Genomic DNA, 13,232 nt, shown 5'->3' on the forward strand with positions numbered 1-13,232 from the left:
ATGCCTTACAGGATTTTTAGAGATTGTTATAGGATTAAGATGTAAATTTTTATATTAGCCTAAAATCAATTTATGGAAAAAGATTTTATTTATGGCATGAAAGTTTCATTAGATGATGAATTTGGTATTGTTATAAAAGATAAAGTAAATCAGTCGAATTTTTGTGGATTAATTCGTTGGGATACGCCTAAAGAAAATGACACTGAAGATTGGCGAGGTCAATTTGCAACATTTATTGCAATGGGAGGTAAAATTTTAGGTAGTAGCTATTCATTTCAATTCATTAATGATGATGGATCATTAAAATAATTTTAATTTAAAACTTGTAATCAGAAAGCTTATTCATGAAACAAAAAATTACAATCCTATTTCTTTTAACAGCCACAGCTTTTGTATCAGCCCAAATCAGTTATAAAGGTTTCATTGATAAATATCCAGTTGAGTTTGTAACCGATATTTACTCAGACGGACAAGGAACTGCAATTTATGCTTATTGTAATTATGATTCTCCGATTGTTTTAAAAGCCAATTTGGCAGGAAAAACATTGGTATTTACTGAACAAGATAAAAGTGGTAAGGAAACTGTAAAACTGAGTTTCGAAAATTACAATGCAGAAAATAATGAGTTAAACGGAATATGGAAAGATTTAAATTCAGGAAAAGAACTTAAAATCAGTTTGGCAAAACAGTTTGATCTGAGCTATAATAATGGCGAAGAAGGAACCGAAAGAGAAATTTTGCAGCCTGTTTCTTTAAAAGACCGGTATTTTAAATTAATCATTTCGAAAGAAGACCCTTCTACAGTTTCTGGAATAAAAATTATCGAAAAAAAGACCGATAAATTAATTCAGAAAGTTGATGTGCAATGCCAGCTTTGGGGATTGTATAATGTAAATGTAGGCGATTATAATTTTGATGGATTTGAAGAATTCTCCGTTTTCGAATCTAGTTATGCAGGTCCAAATACTTCAAGAATATATTTTCTGTACAATCCAAAAACAGGAAAATATTTCGAAAGCGGTTTTAGCGGCACTTCTTTAGAATTTGACAGCAAAACCAAAAGAATTTACGAACATAATCAGTGCTGCGCCGGAAGAAGCGTAGAAAGAGCTGAATATAAAGTTGTCAATAACAAAATGGTCTTAGTAAAAAAGACTTGCTTAGAATATGATGACAAAACACAAGATTACAAAAAGATTAAATGTGATTAATTGTTCTTTTAAATCTATTATCAAATGAAGGTTACTAAGATAATTGCAGTATTTTTTTTGCTTGGAATGTTTTGCTTATACCTAAACTACTTTTCTTCTTTTGTAATGCCTTGGCAAAAAGAAGATGCTATTAAATGCGTTTTAAGTTGGGGACAACTTGAAAATCTACCTGAAAAAGCAGAAATCATTAGTATAGAAAAAAGAGGTTCTATTTTTACACGACAATTTATAATTGAATTTGAAAGTTCTGAATCTGAAATAAAGAAATGGATGCAGCAAAGCAAAGGTTTCGAAAATAATATTCCAGAAATTAGAAAAAACACTAAGGTTTATGAAATTCATCCAAAAAGTTTACAATCTTATGGAGGAAGGGTTGAAATTACTGGAAGTAAAGTTTTAATCAATATGAGTTGGAGTTAATAAATACATTTAAAATGAAACAAATAGTTATCTCAATTTTTGGATCAATTTTAATAATTTCATGTAAACCTAAATCAGAATTTAAGACGATTGATTTCGTGGAATTTGAAATAACGGTTCCACGACAATGGAACGAATTAAAATTCAAAGGAATTGATAGTTATGTTGGTGGCATAATAACGCCAGAAAAAGATTCTTTGATTTTTGACATAGGAAGATATTCTAGCGATATAACTGAAGAAGACTTCGTAATAATTTATGATAAAAGAAGATATAATGAATTGAATGAAAATGAAAAGAAGCTTTTGAAAAAAGAAAACTATTTAATTATCGATTCTATTTCTCAGGAAGTTGATAGAGAAAAATATCGAAGACAGAAATTTGTTGTTGAAAAAGTTGATTGTTTCCAAGCTAAATTCATAACACCTAGAAAAAGTGGCTTAGGTGTAACAGGTATTTACATAGATAGTTTGAGAGGTAATTCTAAGGATTTTACTAAGGTTAGAATGTGTTTTTATGGTTATAATCTAAAACAGAGAACGCAACAACAATTTGTCAATGCCTTGAGAACAATCAAATTTAAAGAATATTGCTATTCAGAGAAATAAGACTATAAAAGAAGATTATGATCCCAACTTCCAAAAGAGTTGGGATTTTTTTTGCATCTAACATTCCACATCTCACATTTCACAAAAAAAGAAAAATTTATATTTCCGCTTTCAAAATTCCCATCCCACAAAAATGAAATTTAGAGCTAAAATTCTATAACAGAAAATGCTGAGTTAATGATGAATTTTGACATAACAGATTTCGACATAGAGAATGTCAAAATGTTAACCATAAAAATTAAAGTCATGCCAGATCCAAGAATTAAAAATGAAGAGCAGTATGAAGCATTGGTAAAAAAAGGATACAGCAAAGAAAAATCGGCTCGTATCGCCAACACGCCAGATGCAGGAAAGAAGGGAGGAAAAGCAAAGCCTTATGACGAATGGACAAAAGATGAACTTTTGAAACAAGCCAGTAAAGTAGGCATAAAAGGAAGATCGTATATGAATAAAAAAGACTTAATCGAATCTTTGAGAAATAACTAAAAATTAATTCAAAACTATTTCTGTGATAAAAAAATAAATACCATGAACGCGGCGAGAAAAGAAAATTTAATGAATCAGCTGATAAAAGCGCCACATCTAGTAATTGAAAAACTAGACTTAGAGTACATTAATGATCATCAGCTGACTATTGTGCGCTGCCGCGAAGGGGAAAATTTTGTTTATAAAAAGAACGGAAAGAACGTAAAAAGCAAAGATGAAATTAAACGCATTAATAGCCTTGTTCTTCCACCGGCTTGGGAAAACGTTCGCATTACAGATGTTACAAACGGACATTTGCAAGCCGTTGGAACCGATCTTAAAAACAGAAAACAGTATCGTTATCATCCAAGATGGAATTTGATTCGGAACCAGACTAAGTTTTATAAAATCGCCGAATTTGGCGCAAAACTTCCATCAATAAGAAAACAAGTCGATCTCGATTTGGAAAAGAAAGAATGGTCCAAAGAGAAAGTAACAGCTCTGGTGATTCGATTAATGGAAGAAACACACATCAGAATCGGGAATGAGAAATATGCCAAAGACAATAAATCGTACGGACTTTCGACTTTAAGAAAGCGCCATATCAATATCAATAAAAATTCGCTTCGATTTGAGTTTATCGGCAAAAAAGGAAAACAGCATACGATTACGACCCGAAACAAACAATTGGTTAAATTGGTCAGCCGCTGTGAAGAAATTCCAGGTTACGAAGTTTTTAAATATTACGATAAGAATGGCGAAAAGAAAGTTTTAGACAGCCATGCCGTAAATGAATATCTGCATAGCATTTCGGGCGAATATTTCAGCGCGAAAGATTTCAGAACCTGGGCAGCATCAATCATTTTCTTTGAAAGTTTAATGGAAATTGGAGTCGCTTCAGACGAAAAAGAAATCAAGCAGAACATCATAACTGCTTTTGATCTCACGGCCGAAGCGCTCGGGAATACGAGAAAGGTCTGCAAAGATTATTACGTTCATCCGCTTCTAATTTCGACTTATGAAGACGGTACTATTCAGAAATATTTTGATAGGGCCAAAAAAAGCCAAAGCGAAAAAAAATATTTTACAAAGTCAGAAATAGCATTTTCGGAATTGATTCAGAATTACGAAATCAATTTAGAAACGCCTTGCTCATAAAAGAGTTACTGCATCTCTCCAAAAGCTTAAAAGTTTGAATTACAGACAAAATCATTATTAACTAAAAAACTATTATTATGTTACGTTGGACAGTCACTTTTATTATTCTAGCCATAGTGGCAGGAATATTTGGTTTTGGCGGAATTGCCGCTGGAGCCGCTAGTATCGCTAAAATTTTATTCTTTATATTTTTAGTTCTATTCGTTATTTCTCTGATAAGCGGAAGATCAACAAGAGTATAAAAATAGCAGTAAATAAAAAATAGATCAAACGGCACATTTATTTCGATAATGTGTCGTTTTGCGGTTGCAATAAATTTAAAAAAAAGGAAGTCATGGGAACACAAAGCGGTGCTTATCAAGATGTTTACATTAAGAGAGAAGATGCAATGGTAAGCTTGAAAAATGATGTGACAGATTTTTGTGAAAGGTATATAAAACCTGTTCATCCTGAAAATTGGGATTGGTCGGTCCGTGATTTTGAAGATCCTAAAAACGATCCGACAGCTGCAGAGGCGCGGGCAATTGCAAATGTTGTTTTTAAAGATTTAGATGATGCCAAACAGACTGACGTTGATCTTTCTACAATGAACAATGCGCACGCCATAAAAGCGTATCTGAACCCGAAGAGCAAACACGAAGCTTTTAATATGGAAGAATTTGCTTTTGCATTAAAAGTAGAGCTGGAACACGGCAGGGTAAAAGATGTAAATGTTACCAACAATCATCCTTTTTTGACCGCTATGATTGCCCTTGCACATATGACCGAAAGCCTGACTTATTACAAGAGGCTAAAAGTAATGGAGGCAGAGGGCGAAATTTATGAAATTCTCCGAAAACTCGAGACATCGCCAATTGGTAAAGAAAAGTGGTATAAAGAATTGGGAAAAGCCGAGCAAGAACTTAATGAAGCCAGAGCCGGATTGGCCGAACGCCTGGCAAGAATGGACGATATTCCAGTATTGAAAATTATTGGAGATTAAGTAGTTAAATTTTAGACTCAAAAAAAAACCGTCCCATTAAATAACGGGACGGTTTTTTATTTTTATGCTGAAAATATTAAAATCGGCGCGGATCATTTTCAGGATATTCCTCGTCGTCATTGTCTTCCTGAACATCATCTTCGACATAGTCATTATCGCCTTCGTCAATATCTTCTTCAATGTAATTATCATCATCATCATCATCATCATCATCTTCTTCTTCATCGTCAATGTCTTCCAAGGCATCTTCGGTTTCGTTAAAGTCATATTCGTCTTCTTTCAAATCTGAAGGATTGTCGAATTCGTCATTTTCTTCGGCATAATTATCATCTTCCAATTCGACTTCATAAATATCATCGTTGTTGTCTTCTAGATCTCTGTCATTATGAAAATCGTCATTTAGATCGTCTAGATCATCATCGCCAGTGTAATCTTCTTGATCTGGATTTGGCCTATTCGGATTATATCCATTTCTAACGGTATAGCCGCGTTCTGCAATTTCTCGATTATCATTATCTGTTTGTCTTCTGTCGTCTTTTAGATCGTCGGCTAAATTTCGATCATCAGAAAAATGATTTTTCAAATCTGTATTATAACTGTTTTTTTTATTGATAGTATTCATGACATCTTGTTTTTATGATTAATACTTACAAAGCTAGCGCGAAGATGACGGAATCGATTATAGAATTTTTAAATGTAATTGTATAATTGACAGATGCTTAGAATGGAATTTTAATTTAAAATGATATAACCCTTCTGGTAGTATAGGCAGTAATTTTACCATCATATTAATTATAAAAATTATTACCATGAAAACTACAGATAGTAAAAATGCAGCTCCTGCAAAAAAAACTACAAAAGAAACCACGCCAAGAGGTGTTACCAAGCCAAAATCGAACGCAGCATCAGGATTGACAGAATTATTTGAAGACGGGCTGAAAGATATTTATTGGGCAGAAAAAGCTTTGACAAAAGCATTGCCACTAATGGTTAAAAATGCTTCTTCTGTTGAATTGAAAGACGCGATCGACAACCACTTGACCGAAACAGAAGAGCAGATTGCCCGTTTAGAGGAAGTATTTAAAATTATCGGCAAAAAAGCAACAGCAAAAAAATGTGATGCTATGGAAGGCTTGATTGAGGAAGCCAAAGGAATGCTTGAAGAAACAGAGCTAGGAGTCGTGCGCGATGCCGGAATTATTGCGGCAAGCCAGAAAATAGAGCATTATGAAATTGCAACTTATGGCACTTTAAGACAATTTGCAGAAACTCTAGGGCTTCCTGAAGCAGCAACATTGTTGGAACAAACTCTTGATGAAGAAAAAGGAGCCGACAAAACACTCACAGAAGTGGCTGTCAATGCAGTAAATCTTGAAGCTGCAGAAATTGAATAAAGCATTCAGAAAAGAATAAAAGTGCAGTTTTCGGACTGCACTTTTTTAGTTAATTGAAAATCTATTATATGCCCGAAGGTCCATCTATAGTAATCTTAAAAGAAGAAGTGCAGCAATTTGCAGGACAGAAAATCATTTCTGTATCTGGCAATACGCATATTGATATTTCTAGGCTGCAGGATAAAACGATTCTTGCATTTAAAACCTGGGGAAAACATTTTTTAATTTGTTTTGATTCTTTTACGGTAAAAATCCATATGCTCATGTTTGGAACTTACCGAATAAATGAGCGCAAAATTGCCAAACCAAGACTGAGTTTGGTTTTTGAAAACGGAGAGCTTAATTTTTACACCTGCTCGGTTAAAATTTTAGAAGGCGATATCAATTCTCATTACGATTGGAGCGTTGACGTGATGAACGAAAATTGGGATCCGAAAAAGGCACAGCTTAGCATGGAAGATATGCCCAAAAAAATGATTTGTGATGTAATCTTAGATCAGGATATTTTTTCTGGAGTTGGCAATATCATTAAAAATGAGGTTTTGTATCGCTGTCACGTGCATCCAGAATCGATTATAGAAAAAATCCCGCCCCATGTCAAAAGCCAGCTAATCGCGGAATGCTCCATTTACAGCTTTGAATTTTTGTATTGGAAAAAGAAATTTGAGCTCAAAAAGCATTGGGAAGCATATACAAAAAGTGTCTGCTTGCGATGCAATCTCCCGTTTCAGAAAAAACAGACGGGAGTACGAAAACGCAGAAGTTTTTTCTGCACTAACTGCCAACAATTATATGTATGAAAAACCAAGTAACTATAGGATGTTCCAGCTTTTACAACAGCTTTTGGAAGACTGTTTTTTATCCTCAAAATCTTCCTTCCAAAAAGTGGTTTGAGTTTTACTGCCAGCATTTTGACACTTATGAGTTTAATGGCAGTTTTTATAAATTCCCAACTGTCCGCATTTTTCAAAATTGGTATCATAAAACGCCCGAATCTTTCTTGTTTTCGGTCAAAGTCCCGAAAGAAATTACGCATATTAAAAAGCTTGTAGACTGCGAAAGCCGCTTGAATGACTTTTATAAAATTTGCAAAGAAGGCATGAAAGACAAACTCGCAGCTATTTTGTTTCAATTTCCTCCAAGTTATGCTTTTAGCAAAGAAAAATTAGACGCCATAATCCAAATTTTAGATCGTGATTTTAAAAATGTAGTTGAATTTCGCCATGAAAGCTGGTGGAATGATGAGGTTTGGGATGCATTTAAAGAAAACAATATCACGTTTTGCAGTGTGAGCTATCCGAATCTTCCTCAAACTATCTTCAAGGATTTTCCAATACTGTATGTGCGTTTTCACGGAATTCCGAGATTGTTTCATTCCAGCTATTCTATAGAAGAACTACAGGAGGTGAAACGCCAGATTCATTCCAAAAAAGGATTTGTGTACTTTAACAATACGGCAAGTGAAGCAGGTATTCTGAATGCTTTAGAATTGAAAAGAATGGCTGTTTGAATTGTTTTTGTTAGTGCTGAGAAACAAAGTCCTCAAAGTTTTACGCAAAGTACGCAAAAGAAAACAATCTTAGCGAACTTAGCGTAAAACTTTGAGGACTTTACGGTTTAAAAAAACAGTTAAACTAAAAAACTACAATTTTAGAGTTCCTTCAATACCATCATCCATTGTTTTTCCTGTAATAAACGCGGCTGTCATTTTAGCAATAGCCACCATTTTTCCGTTTTTGTTATTCCAATAATAACCATCTTCCGGAACAAATTTTATAACGCTTAAATTCGGATCATCTACGCCGCCTGGCATCCAAATTTTTACTGCCGGATCCCATAATTTTTCGATAGTTTCTCGATCGTATGAAATGCTTGCCGTTCCGTGAAGCGTTAAAAACTTGTCGTGCGGTTCGGCAAAGAAAACTTCGACCATCGGATTCAATGTAATTTCAGCATTTTGTCCGCTGTTTCTGTCCGATAAAAACCATAAGTTTCCCAAATCATCAATTTTCTGAACAGACATAGGCCGAGATTGTATTCTGTATTCGTTATATGTACAAAACATACAAGTTTTAATATGTGCAGCCAGATCTTTTATTTTGTCTACTGCAAATGCATCTGTAAGGTCTTTATGATCGCCCATAATAGTATATTTTAAGTTGTTTAATGTTTAATTAATTGACAGACAAATAGATATTTCTTGAAAAAAAATACCAAAGTAAAGTTGGCGCTTTTTGCCCTTTTTTAAATTATATAATTAAACTTATAAATTATGAGATTTCAATTCGATTTGTAAGAAATTGACTCTGATTTTTATTTGTTACATAAAATTGCACTATATTTGGGACTTTAAAATTCTAAGCCACAAATTACAATGACAGATTTCACTATATTCTATACTGATGACGACGAAGACGATTTAAGTATTTTTGCAGATGCAGTGGAATCTATACCCCAGAATATCAAATTGAAAACGTACTCAGGAAGCCAGAATTTTTTAAATGCTATTTCTGATCCAGCTGTTATTCCGTCTGTAGTTTTCTTAGACTTGAATATGCCTGGAAAAAATGGATTTGATGTGCTGAAAGAACTTCGAGATTCTGAAGACAAAAAAGATATTCCGGTAGTAATTTATTCAACTTCGAGCGAACCGGGGAATATTGAGAGATGCCTTAATCTAGGCGCCAATTGCTTTATTACCAAACCGGTTTTAATGAGCGATATTATAAAGGCCATAGAACACGCAATACAGATTGACTGGAAAAAATTTATTCCGAACCAATCCAATTTTGTATTTAAATATTGATCTCTGATAAGTCAGGAATGTAAATATTGAAAATTGAACCTTTATCTTTTTCGCTGAATACGGTAATAAAACCTTTGTGGTTTTCTACGATTTTTTTCACAATGGCGAGACCAATTCCGGTTCCTTTATATTCGCTTTCAGTATTGAGACGCTGAAAAACTTCAAAGATTTTTTCTTTATAAACAAGTTCAAAACCAATTCCGTTATCCGAAACTTGGATGTGATGATACACTTTGTCCTTAAACTCAGCGTTTGGGAGCAATTTTCCATCAACAGGCGTAACCGATATTTTCACTTTTGGAGGAATGCCAGGCTTTGAAAATTTTAAGGCATTTTCTACCAAATTGTGAAGCAATTGTCTGAACTGAAACTGTATAAGTGTCGCTTCGCCCAAATCGTGATATTCCACAACAGCATTTTTTTCTTCAATACGATCCGAAAAATCACTGATTACTTCTTCTGCAATTTCGTCAATTTTAACCGTTGTAAAGACACGATCGGCAGAATTGGCGCGGGAATAGGTTAACAAATCTTGTATGAGATTCTGCATTTTTTTAGCAGAAAATTCAATTCTTGCCAAATAAGACTTGGCATTTGCCGAAATATTCTGCTCATCCAAATCGGCCAATCGGCTGGCAAAAGTCTGTATTTTTCTCAAAGGTTCCTGAAGATCATGGCTTGAGATATAAGCAAACGACTGCAGTTCGATATTCATATTAACTAAATCTCTGTTTTTGAGTTCCAGCTGTGTGGTCCGCTCTATAATTTGCTCTTCGAGCCTATTGGTAAAGTTTTTTTGTTCTTCTATATCGGTACTGGTTCCAACCCACATTGAGATCTTGCCAGTCTCGTCCAATTGCGCAATCGCACGGCTGAGCTGCCATCTGTATTCGCCATCATAACGTTTAAAACGATGAATGAAAAGAAAATCATTTCCCGTTTTTACAGATTCCATCCAAAGTTTTACATTTTCTTCGCGATCGTCTGGATGCACAATCTGGAGCCATCCATTTTTTTCAATATTCTCTTTAGACAGTCCAGAATAGTTGTAAACGGTTTTGTTAAAATAATTTAAATTTCCGAGCGTATCGCTTGTCCAGATAAGCTGAGGCATAGAATCGGCGAGGAGTCGGAACTTTTGTTCGCTTTTTATTAAAACCTGCTGCATATTTTTCTCTAAGGTAACATCCATCACGGTTCCAATCATTTTTGACGGATTATTGTTATCATCAAAAAAGATTCTTCCGTGCACTTTAATCCATCCTATAGAATGATCTAATTTTAAAATGCGCGCTTCATATTTATAAATTCCTTCTTTTGCCGCTTTTGCAAAAGCTTCTACTACAATATGATCATCTTCAGGGAGCACTCGGCTTCGAATATCATCATGAATTATTTTAGTGCCTTTTTCAAATCCAAAAATATTCAGAATGTTATCGCTATAAATTAATTTTTTGGTTTGAAGATTTAAATCCCAAGTAGCAATTTCTCCAATTTCGGCTGCCAATCGTGCCCTTTCTTCTGCGGTTTCCACTTTTTTTCGAGATTTTACTTTAGAAGTCACATCATAAACAGTGCACATAATTCCAGATGCCTTCCCGTTTTTTTCGTACAGAGTAGTATACTCGTAATCGAGATAGAATTTTTTAAGTTTTCCTTTAATTTCGACATAGGCGACAGCTTCGTTTTCACGAATTTTTTTACCATTAGCCAGCACTTCATGCAATAATTCAGGATATTTTTGATTGTGCAATTCGGGAAAAACTTCTAATAAAGGCTTGCCAATAAAATCCTTTTCCTCTTTTTGCCAAATATCATGCATCATGGTAGCATTGGCCATTTCGATCACATAATCTTTCCCTCTAAAAATGGCCATAGCAATAGGAGATTCCATTACGATATTGCGAAAAGCCGCTTCATTTTCTGTAAGCAGATGCCTTCCTCTTACTTCTGCAGTGACTTCGTAAGCAGCTACTATTACTCCTGTGATTTTATCATTTTCTTCTTTTAATGGATAAAATACGAGATTAAAATAAGCTAATTCTTCTTTGTTGTATCGGTTTAAGGTTACGGCAAATTCGTCTTGAAAATAAGGAACGCCAGTTTCGAAAACGTTTTTGAGCAGAGGATAAACCGTTTCTTTTGTTTCAGGAAGCGAATCAAAAATAGGTTTATCGAGAATATCGCTTTCTTTTTTATCGACAATGTGCAGATAAGTCGTATTGGCCATTTCGGCAATAAGATCAGCGCCCTTTAAAACGCAGATTCCGAGAGGAAGCTGCTTAACGGTATTTCTGAAACGCCTTTCGCTTTCTTCGAGATTTTTGCGTGTGAGTACCTGATTTGTAGTTTCATTGCAAATTACCAAAACGCCATTTGTTTTTCCATTTTCATCGTTTACGGGGCTATAGCTAAACGTCCAGTAAACATCTTCCATTTTGCCATTTCTGTAGATCGGCAGCAATTGGTCTTCGTGCCATGTGGCTTCACCTTTGTCTAAAACCTGATCTATCAAGGGTTTAATAAAATCCCAGATCTCGGCCCAGTATTCGGCTCCTTTTTTACCAAGAATTGACGGATGTTTGCCATCATTTCCTAAACTCGGGCGATAGGCATCATTATAAAAACAAATATGGTCTGGTCCCCAAAAAAGAAACATGGGGAATTTGGAGTTTAAAAGAATTCCTAAAGTAGTGCGCAGACTCTGCGGCCATAATTCTATCGGTCCAACAGCCGTTTTGCTCCAATCTTTAGCACGGGTTAGTTGTCCCATTTCTCCTCCATTTGCCAGAAAAGAATAGTTATTACTCATTTAAGGGTTGTATTTATTGGTCTCAAAATCAGCTAATTTTCAAAGAATATTTTGTGTTTCAAATTAGCCTTAGTTAAAATTAAGAAAAAATAAATATTCATTTGAAGGCGATTTTTGAATGAGGCAACATTAAAATCAATTGAGTTAATTTTATCTTCTTTCTATGCGGAAATTTGATAAACAGAAAAGTTAAAAGATATGAAACGAGAAGATTCAAAACATGAAATCGACAATATAAAGAGATATCAGGAAGAAGGTTACACTGCCAGCTATCTATTCGAAAATGATCGTTTAATAGATGCAGAAACTAAAGAAGCGTATACCCCAGAAGATATATTTATTGTAGCGCACCATCGATACGAAGGAATGAGCGATCCTGACGATATGTCGATTTTGTACGTTATCGAAACAAAGGATAAAAGAAAAGGAACACATTTGTTAGGATATGGTCCGACGGCCGATTTGGAAGAAGCCGAATTTTTTAAAGATATTCCGAAAGCCAATTATTCTAAAAATGCTGACATAAACGAATTGACTTAAAAGAATAAAAATAGATTGGTATTTTTATTTTGCTGATGAGCAGTTGTTTCAAATTTATTTGAGGCAGCTGCTTTTTTTGGTTGGAAGGCGCAAAGAAGCAAAGGTTCAAAGTGACAAAGATTGGAAGACAAAGGTTATAAACCTTTGAGCCTTTGTGCCTCAGAACCTTAGTTTTTTTTGGTGGGAAGGCGCAAAGAAGCAAAGGTTCAAAGTGACAAAGATTGGAAGACAAAGGTTATAAACCTTTGAGCCTTTGTATCTCAGAACTTTAGTTTTTTTGGTGGAAAGGCGCAAAGAAGCAAAGGTTCAAAGTGACAAAGATTGTAAGACAAAGGTTATAAACCTTTGAGCCTTTGTATCTCAGAACTTTAGCTTTTTTTGGTGGAAAGGCGCAAAGAAGCAAAGGTTCAAAGTGACAAAGATTGGAAGACAAAGGTTATAAACCTTTGAGCCTTTGTACCTCAGAACCTTATTTTTTTTTTGGTGGAAAGGCGCAAAGAAGCAAAGGTTCAAAGTGACAAAGATTGGAAGACAAAGGTTATAAACCTTTGAGCCTTTGTATCTCAGAACTTTAGCTTTTTTTGGTGGAAAGGCGCAAAGAAGCAAAGGTTCAAAGTGACAAAGATTGGAAGACAAAGGTTATAAACCTTTGAGCCTTTGTACCTCAGAACCTTATTTTTTTTTTGGTGGAAAGGCGCAAAGAAGCAAAGGTTCAAAGTGACAAAGATTGTAAGACAAAGGTTATAAACCTTTGAGCCTTTGTATCTCAGAACTTTAGCTTTTTTTGGTGGAAAGGCGCAAAGAAGCAAAGGTTCAAAGTGACAAAGATTGGAAGA

The 13,232-nt window shown here is 34.7% G+C and carries 16 protein-coding genes; 13 read left to right on the forward strand and 3 right to left on the reverse strand.

Annotated elements, in window-relative coordinates; translation table 11 throughout:
• Positions 1-72: 72 nt before the first annotated feature.
• The 8 genes from N4T20_RS13780 to N4T20_RS13815 all read left to right on the forward strand — a co-directional run bounded on the left by N4T20_RS13780 (position 73) and on the right by N4T20_RS13815 (position 4,844).
• Positions 73-309 carry a hypothetical protein gene (locus tag N4T20_RS13780; RefSeq protein WP_260669711.1) on the forward strand — a complete coding sequence of 79 codons (237 nt, stop codon included), beginning with the start codon at positions 73-75 and terminating at the stop codon, positions 307-309.
• Between the two features lie 35 nt (positions 310-344).
• On the forward strand, positions 345-1,211 hold the full coding sequence (locus N4T20_RS13785) for an XAC2610-related protein (protein ID WP_260669712.1): 867 nt from the start codon (positions 345-347) through the stop codon (positions 1,209-1,211).
• Positions 1,212-1,235: 24 nt separating this feature from the next.
• Positions 1,236-1,631, forward strand: a complete 396-nt coding sequence (locus N4T20_RS13790; RefSeq protein ID WP_260669713.1) for a hypothetical protein — start codon at positions 1,236-1,238, stop codon at positions 1,629-1,631.
• Positions 1,632-1,645: 14 nt separating this feature from the next.
• A complete protein-coding gene (locus tag N4T20_RS13795) occupies positions 1,646-2,239 on the forward strand; it encodes a hypothetical protein (protein ID WP_260669714.1) in 594 nt (197 codons plus the stop codon).
• A 246-nt stretch (positions 2,240-2,485) separates the two neighbouring features.
• Positions 2,486-2,725, forward strand: a complete 240-nt coding sequence (locus N4T20_RS13800; protein WP_260669715.1) for a Rho termination factor — start codon at positions 2,486-2,488, stop codon at positions 2,723-2,725.
• Positions 2,726-2,767: 42 nt separating this feature from the next.
• Complete coding sequence (locus tag N4T20_RS13805; RefSeq protein WP_260669716.1) at positions 2,768-3,862, forward strand: DNA topoisomerase IB; 1,095 nt, start codon at positions 2,768-2,770, stop codon at positions 3,860-3,862.
• Positions 3,863-3,939: 77 nt separating this feature from the next.
• Positions 3,940-4,104, forward strand: a complete 165-nt coding sequence (locus N4T20_RS13810; RefSeq protein WP_008463190.1) for a DUF1328 domain-containing protein — start codon at positions 3,940-3,942, stop codon at positions 4,102-4,104.
• A 92-nt stretch (positions 4,105-4,196) separates the two neighbouring features.
• Positions 4,197-4,844 (forward strand): DUF5661 family protein, encoded by a 648-nt coding sequence (locus tag N4T20_RS13815; protein ID WP_260669717.1) that lies wholly within the window; start codon positions 4,197-4,199, stop codon positions 4,842-4,844.
• A gap of 76 nt (positions 4,845-4,920) precedes the next feature.
• On the opposite strand, the gene N4T20_RS13820 is transcribed toward N4T20_RS13815, so the two are convergent.
• On the reverse strand, positions 4,921-5,466 hold the full coding sequence (locus N4T20_RS13820) for a hypothetical protein (RefSeq protein ID WP_260669718.1): 546 nt from the start codon (positions 5,464-5,466) through the stop codon (positions 4,921-4,923).
• 187 nt (positions 5,467-5,653) lie between these two features.
• Between N4T20_RS13820 and N4T20_RS13825 the strand changes: the two genes are divergently transcribed.
• The 3 genes from N4T20_RS13825 (at position 5,654) to N4T20_RS13835 (ending at position 7,748) form a co-directional block, all read left to right on the forward strand.
• The gene (locus tag N4T20_RS13825; protein WP_260669719.1) at positions 5,654-6,238 is read left to right on the forward strand and encodes a ferritin-like domain-containing protein; all 585 of its coding nucleotides are present in this window, start codon (positions 5,654-5,656) and stop codon (positions 6,236-6,238) included.
• Between the two features lie 68 nt (positions 6,239-6,306).
• A complete protein-coding gene (locus tag N4T20_RS13830) occupies positions 6,307-7,038 on the forward strand; it encodes a DNA-formamidopyrimidine glycosylase family protein (protein WP_260669720.1) in 732 nt (243 codons plus the stop codon).
• Positions 7,035-7,748 carry a DUF72 domain-containing protein gene (locus N4T20_RS13835; protein ID WP_260669721.1) on the forward strand — a complete coding sequence of 238 codons (714 nt, stop codon included), beginning with the start codon at positions 7,035-7,037 and terminating at the stop codon, positions 7,746-7,748. Before N4T20_RS13830 ends, N4T20_RS13835 begins: the two co-directional genes overlap by 4 nt.
• Before the next feature lie 132 nt (positions 7,749-7,880).
• On the opposite strand, the gene N4T20_RS13840 is transcribed toward N4T20_RS13835, so the two are convergent.
• Positions 7,881-8,381 (reverse strand): pyridoxamine 5'-phosphate oxidase family protein, encoded by a 501-nt coding sequence (locus N4T20_RS13840; RefSeq protein WP_260669722.1) that lies wholly within the window; start codon positions 8,379-8,381, stop codon positions 7,881-7,883.
• 231 nt (positions 8,382-8,612) lie between these two features.
• On the opposite strand from N4T20_RS13840, the gene N4T20_RS13845 reads away from it, so the two are divergent.
• A complete protein-coding gene (locus N4T20_RS13845; RefSeq protein WP_260669723.1) occupies positions 8,613-9,044 on the forward strand; it encodes a response regulator in 432 nt (143 codons plus the stop codon).
• Here N4T20_RS13845 and N4T20_RS13850 read toward each other — a convergent pair.
• Complete coding sequence (locus tag N4T20_RS13850) at positions 9,034-11,856, reverse strand: PAS domain-containing protein (RefSeq protein WP_260669724.1); 2,823 nt, start codon at positions 11,854-11,856, stop codon at positions 9,034-9,036. The genes N4T20_RS13845 and N4T20_RS13850 overlap by 11 nt on opposite strands.
• 198 nt (positions 11,857-12,054) lie before the next feature.
• Here N4T20_RS13850 and N4T20_RS13855 point away from each other — a divergent pair, with 198 nt between their 5' ends.
• Positions 12,055-12,396 (forward strand): hypothetical protein, encoded by a 342-nt coding sequence (locus tag N4T20_RS13855; RefSeq protein WP_260669725.1) that lies wholly within the window; start codon positions 12,055-12,057, stop codon positions 12,394-12,396.
• Positions 12,397-13,232 lie beyond the last annotated feature (836 nt).

Source organism: Flavobacterium sp. TR2 (assembly GCF_025252405.1).
In the GTDB taxonomy this organism is placed as follows: Bacteria; Bacteroidota; Bacteroidia; order Flavobacteriales; family Flavobacteriaceae; genus Flavobacterium.

What these genes read in the sequence shown, in the direction of transcription:
- N4T20_RS13780 (WP_260669711.1), top strand. Translation starts at nt 73, where the DNA reads ATGGAAAAAGATTTTATTTATGGCATGAAAGTTTCATTAGATGATGAA.
- N4T20_RS13805 (WP_260669716.1), top strand. Translation starts at nt 2,768, where the DNA reads ATGAACGCGGCGAGAAAAGAAAATTTAATGAATCAGCTGATAAAAGCG.
- N4T20_RS13795 (WP_260669714.1), top strand. Translation starts at nt 1,646, where the DNA reads ATGAAACAAATAGTTATCTCAATTTTTGGATCAATTTTAATAATTTCA.
- N4T20_RS13835 (WP_260669721.1), top strand. Translation starts at nt 7,035, where the DNA reads ATGAAAAACCAAGTAACTATAGGATGTTCCAGCTTTTACAACAGCTTT.
- N4T20_RS13855 (WP_260669725.1), top strand. Translation starts at nt 12,055, where the DNA reads ATGAAACGAGAAGATTCAAAACATGAAATCGACAATATAAAGAGATAT.
- N4T20_RS13810 (WP_008463190.1), top strand. Translation starts at nt 3,940, where the DNA reads ATGTTACGTTGGACAGTCACTTTTATTATTCTAGCCATAGTGGCAGGA.
- N4T20_RS13850 (WP_260669724.1), bottom strand. Translation starts at nt 11,856, where the DNA reads ATGAGTAATAACTATTCTTTTCTGGCAAATGGAGGAGAAATGGGACAA.
- N4T20_RS13830 (WP_260669720.1), top strand. Translation starts at nt 6,307, where the DNA reads ATGCCCGAAGGTCCATCTATAGTAATCTTAAAAGAAGAAGTGCAGCAA.
- N4T20_RS13820 (WP_260669718.1), bottom strand. Translation starts at nt 5,466, where the DNA reads ATGAATACTATCAATAAAAAAAACAGTTATAATACAGATTTGAAAAAT.
- N4T20_RS13800 (WP_260669715.1), top strand. Translation starts at nt 2,486, where the DNA reads ATGCCAGATCCAAGAATTAAAAATGAAGAGCAGTATGAAGCATTGGTA.
- N4T20_RS13840 (WP_260669722.1), bottom strand. Translation starts at nt 8,381, where the DNA reads ATGGGCGATCATAAAGACCTTACAGATGCATTTGCAGTAGACAAAATA.
- N4T20_RS13825 (WP_260669719.1), top strand. Translation starts at nt 5,654, where the DNA reads ATGAAAACTACAGATAGTAAAAATGCAGCTCCTGCAAAAAAAACTACA.
- N4T20_RS13845 (WP_260669723.1), top strand. Translation starts at nt 8,613, where the DNA reads ATGACAGATTTCACTATATTCTATACTGATGACGACGAAGACGATTTA.
- N4T20_RS13785 (WP_260669712.1), top strand. Translation starts at nt 345, where the DNA reads ATGAAACAAAAAATTACAATCCTATTTCTTTTAACAGCCACAGCTTTT.
- N4T20_RS13815 (WP_260669717.1), top strand. Translation starts at nt 4,197, where the DNA reads ATGGGAACACAAAGCGGTGCTTATCAAGATGTTTACATTAAGAGAGAA.
- N4T20_RS13790 (WP_260669713.1), top strand. Translation starts at nt 1,236, where the DNA reads ATGAAGGTTACTAAGATAATTGCAGTATTTTTTTTGCTTGGAATGTTT.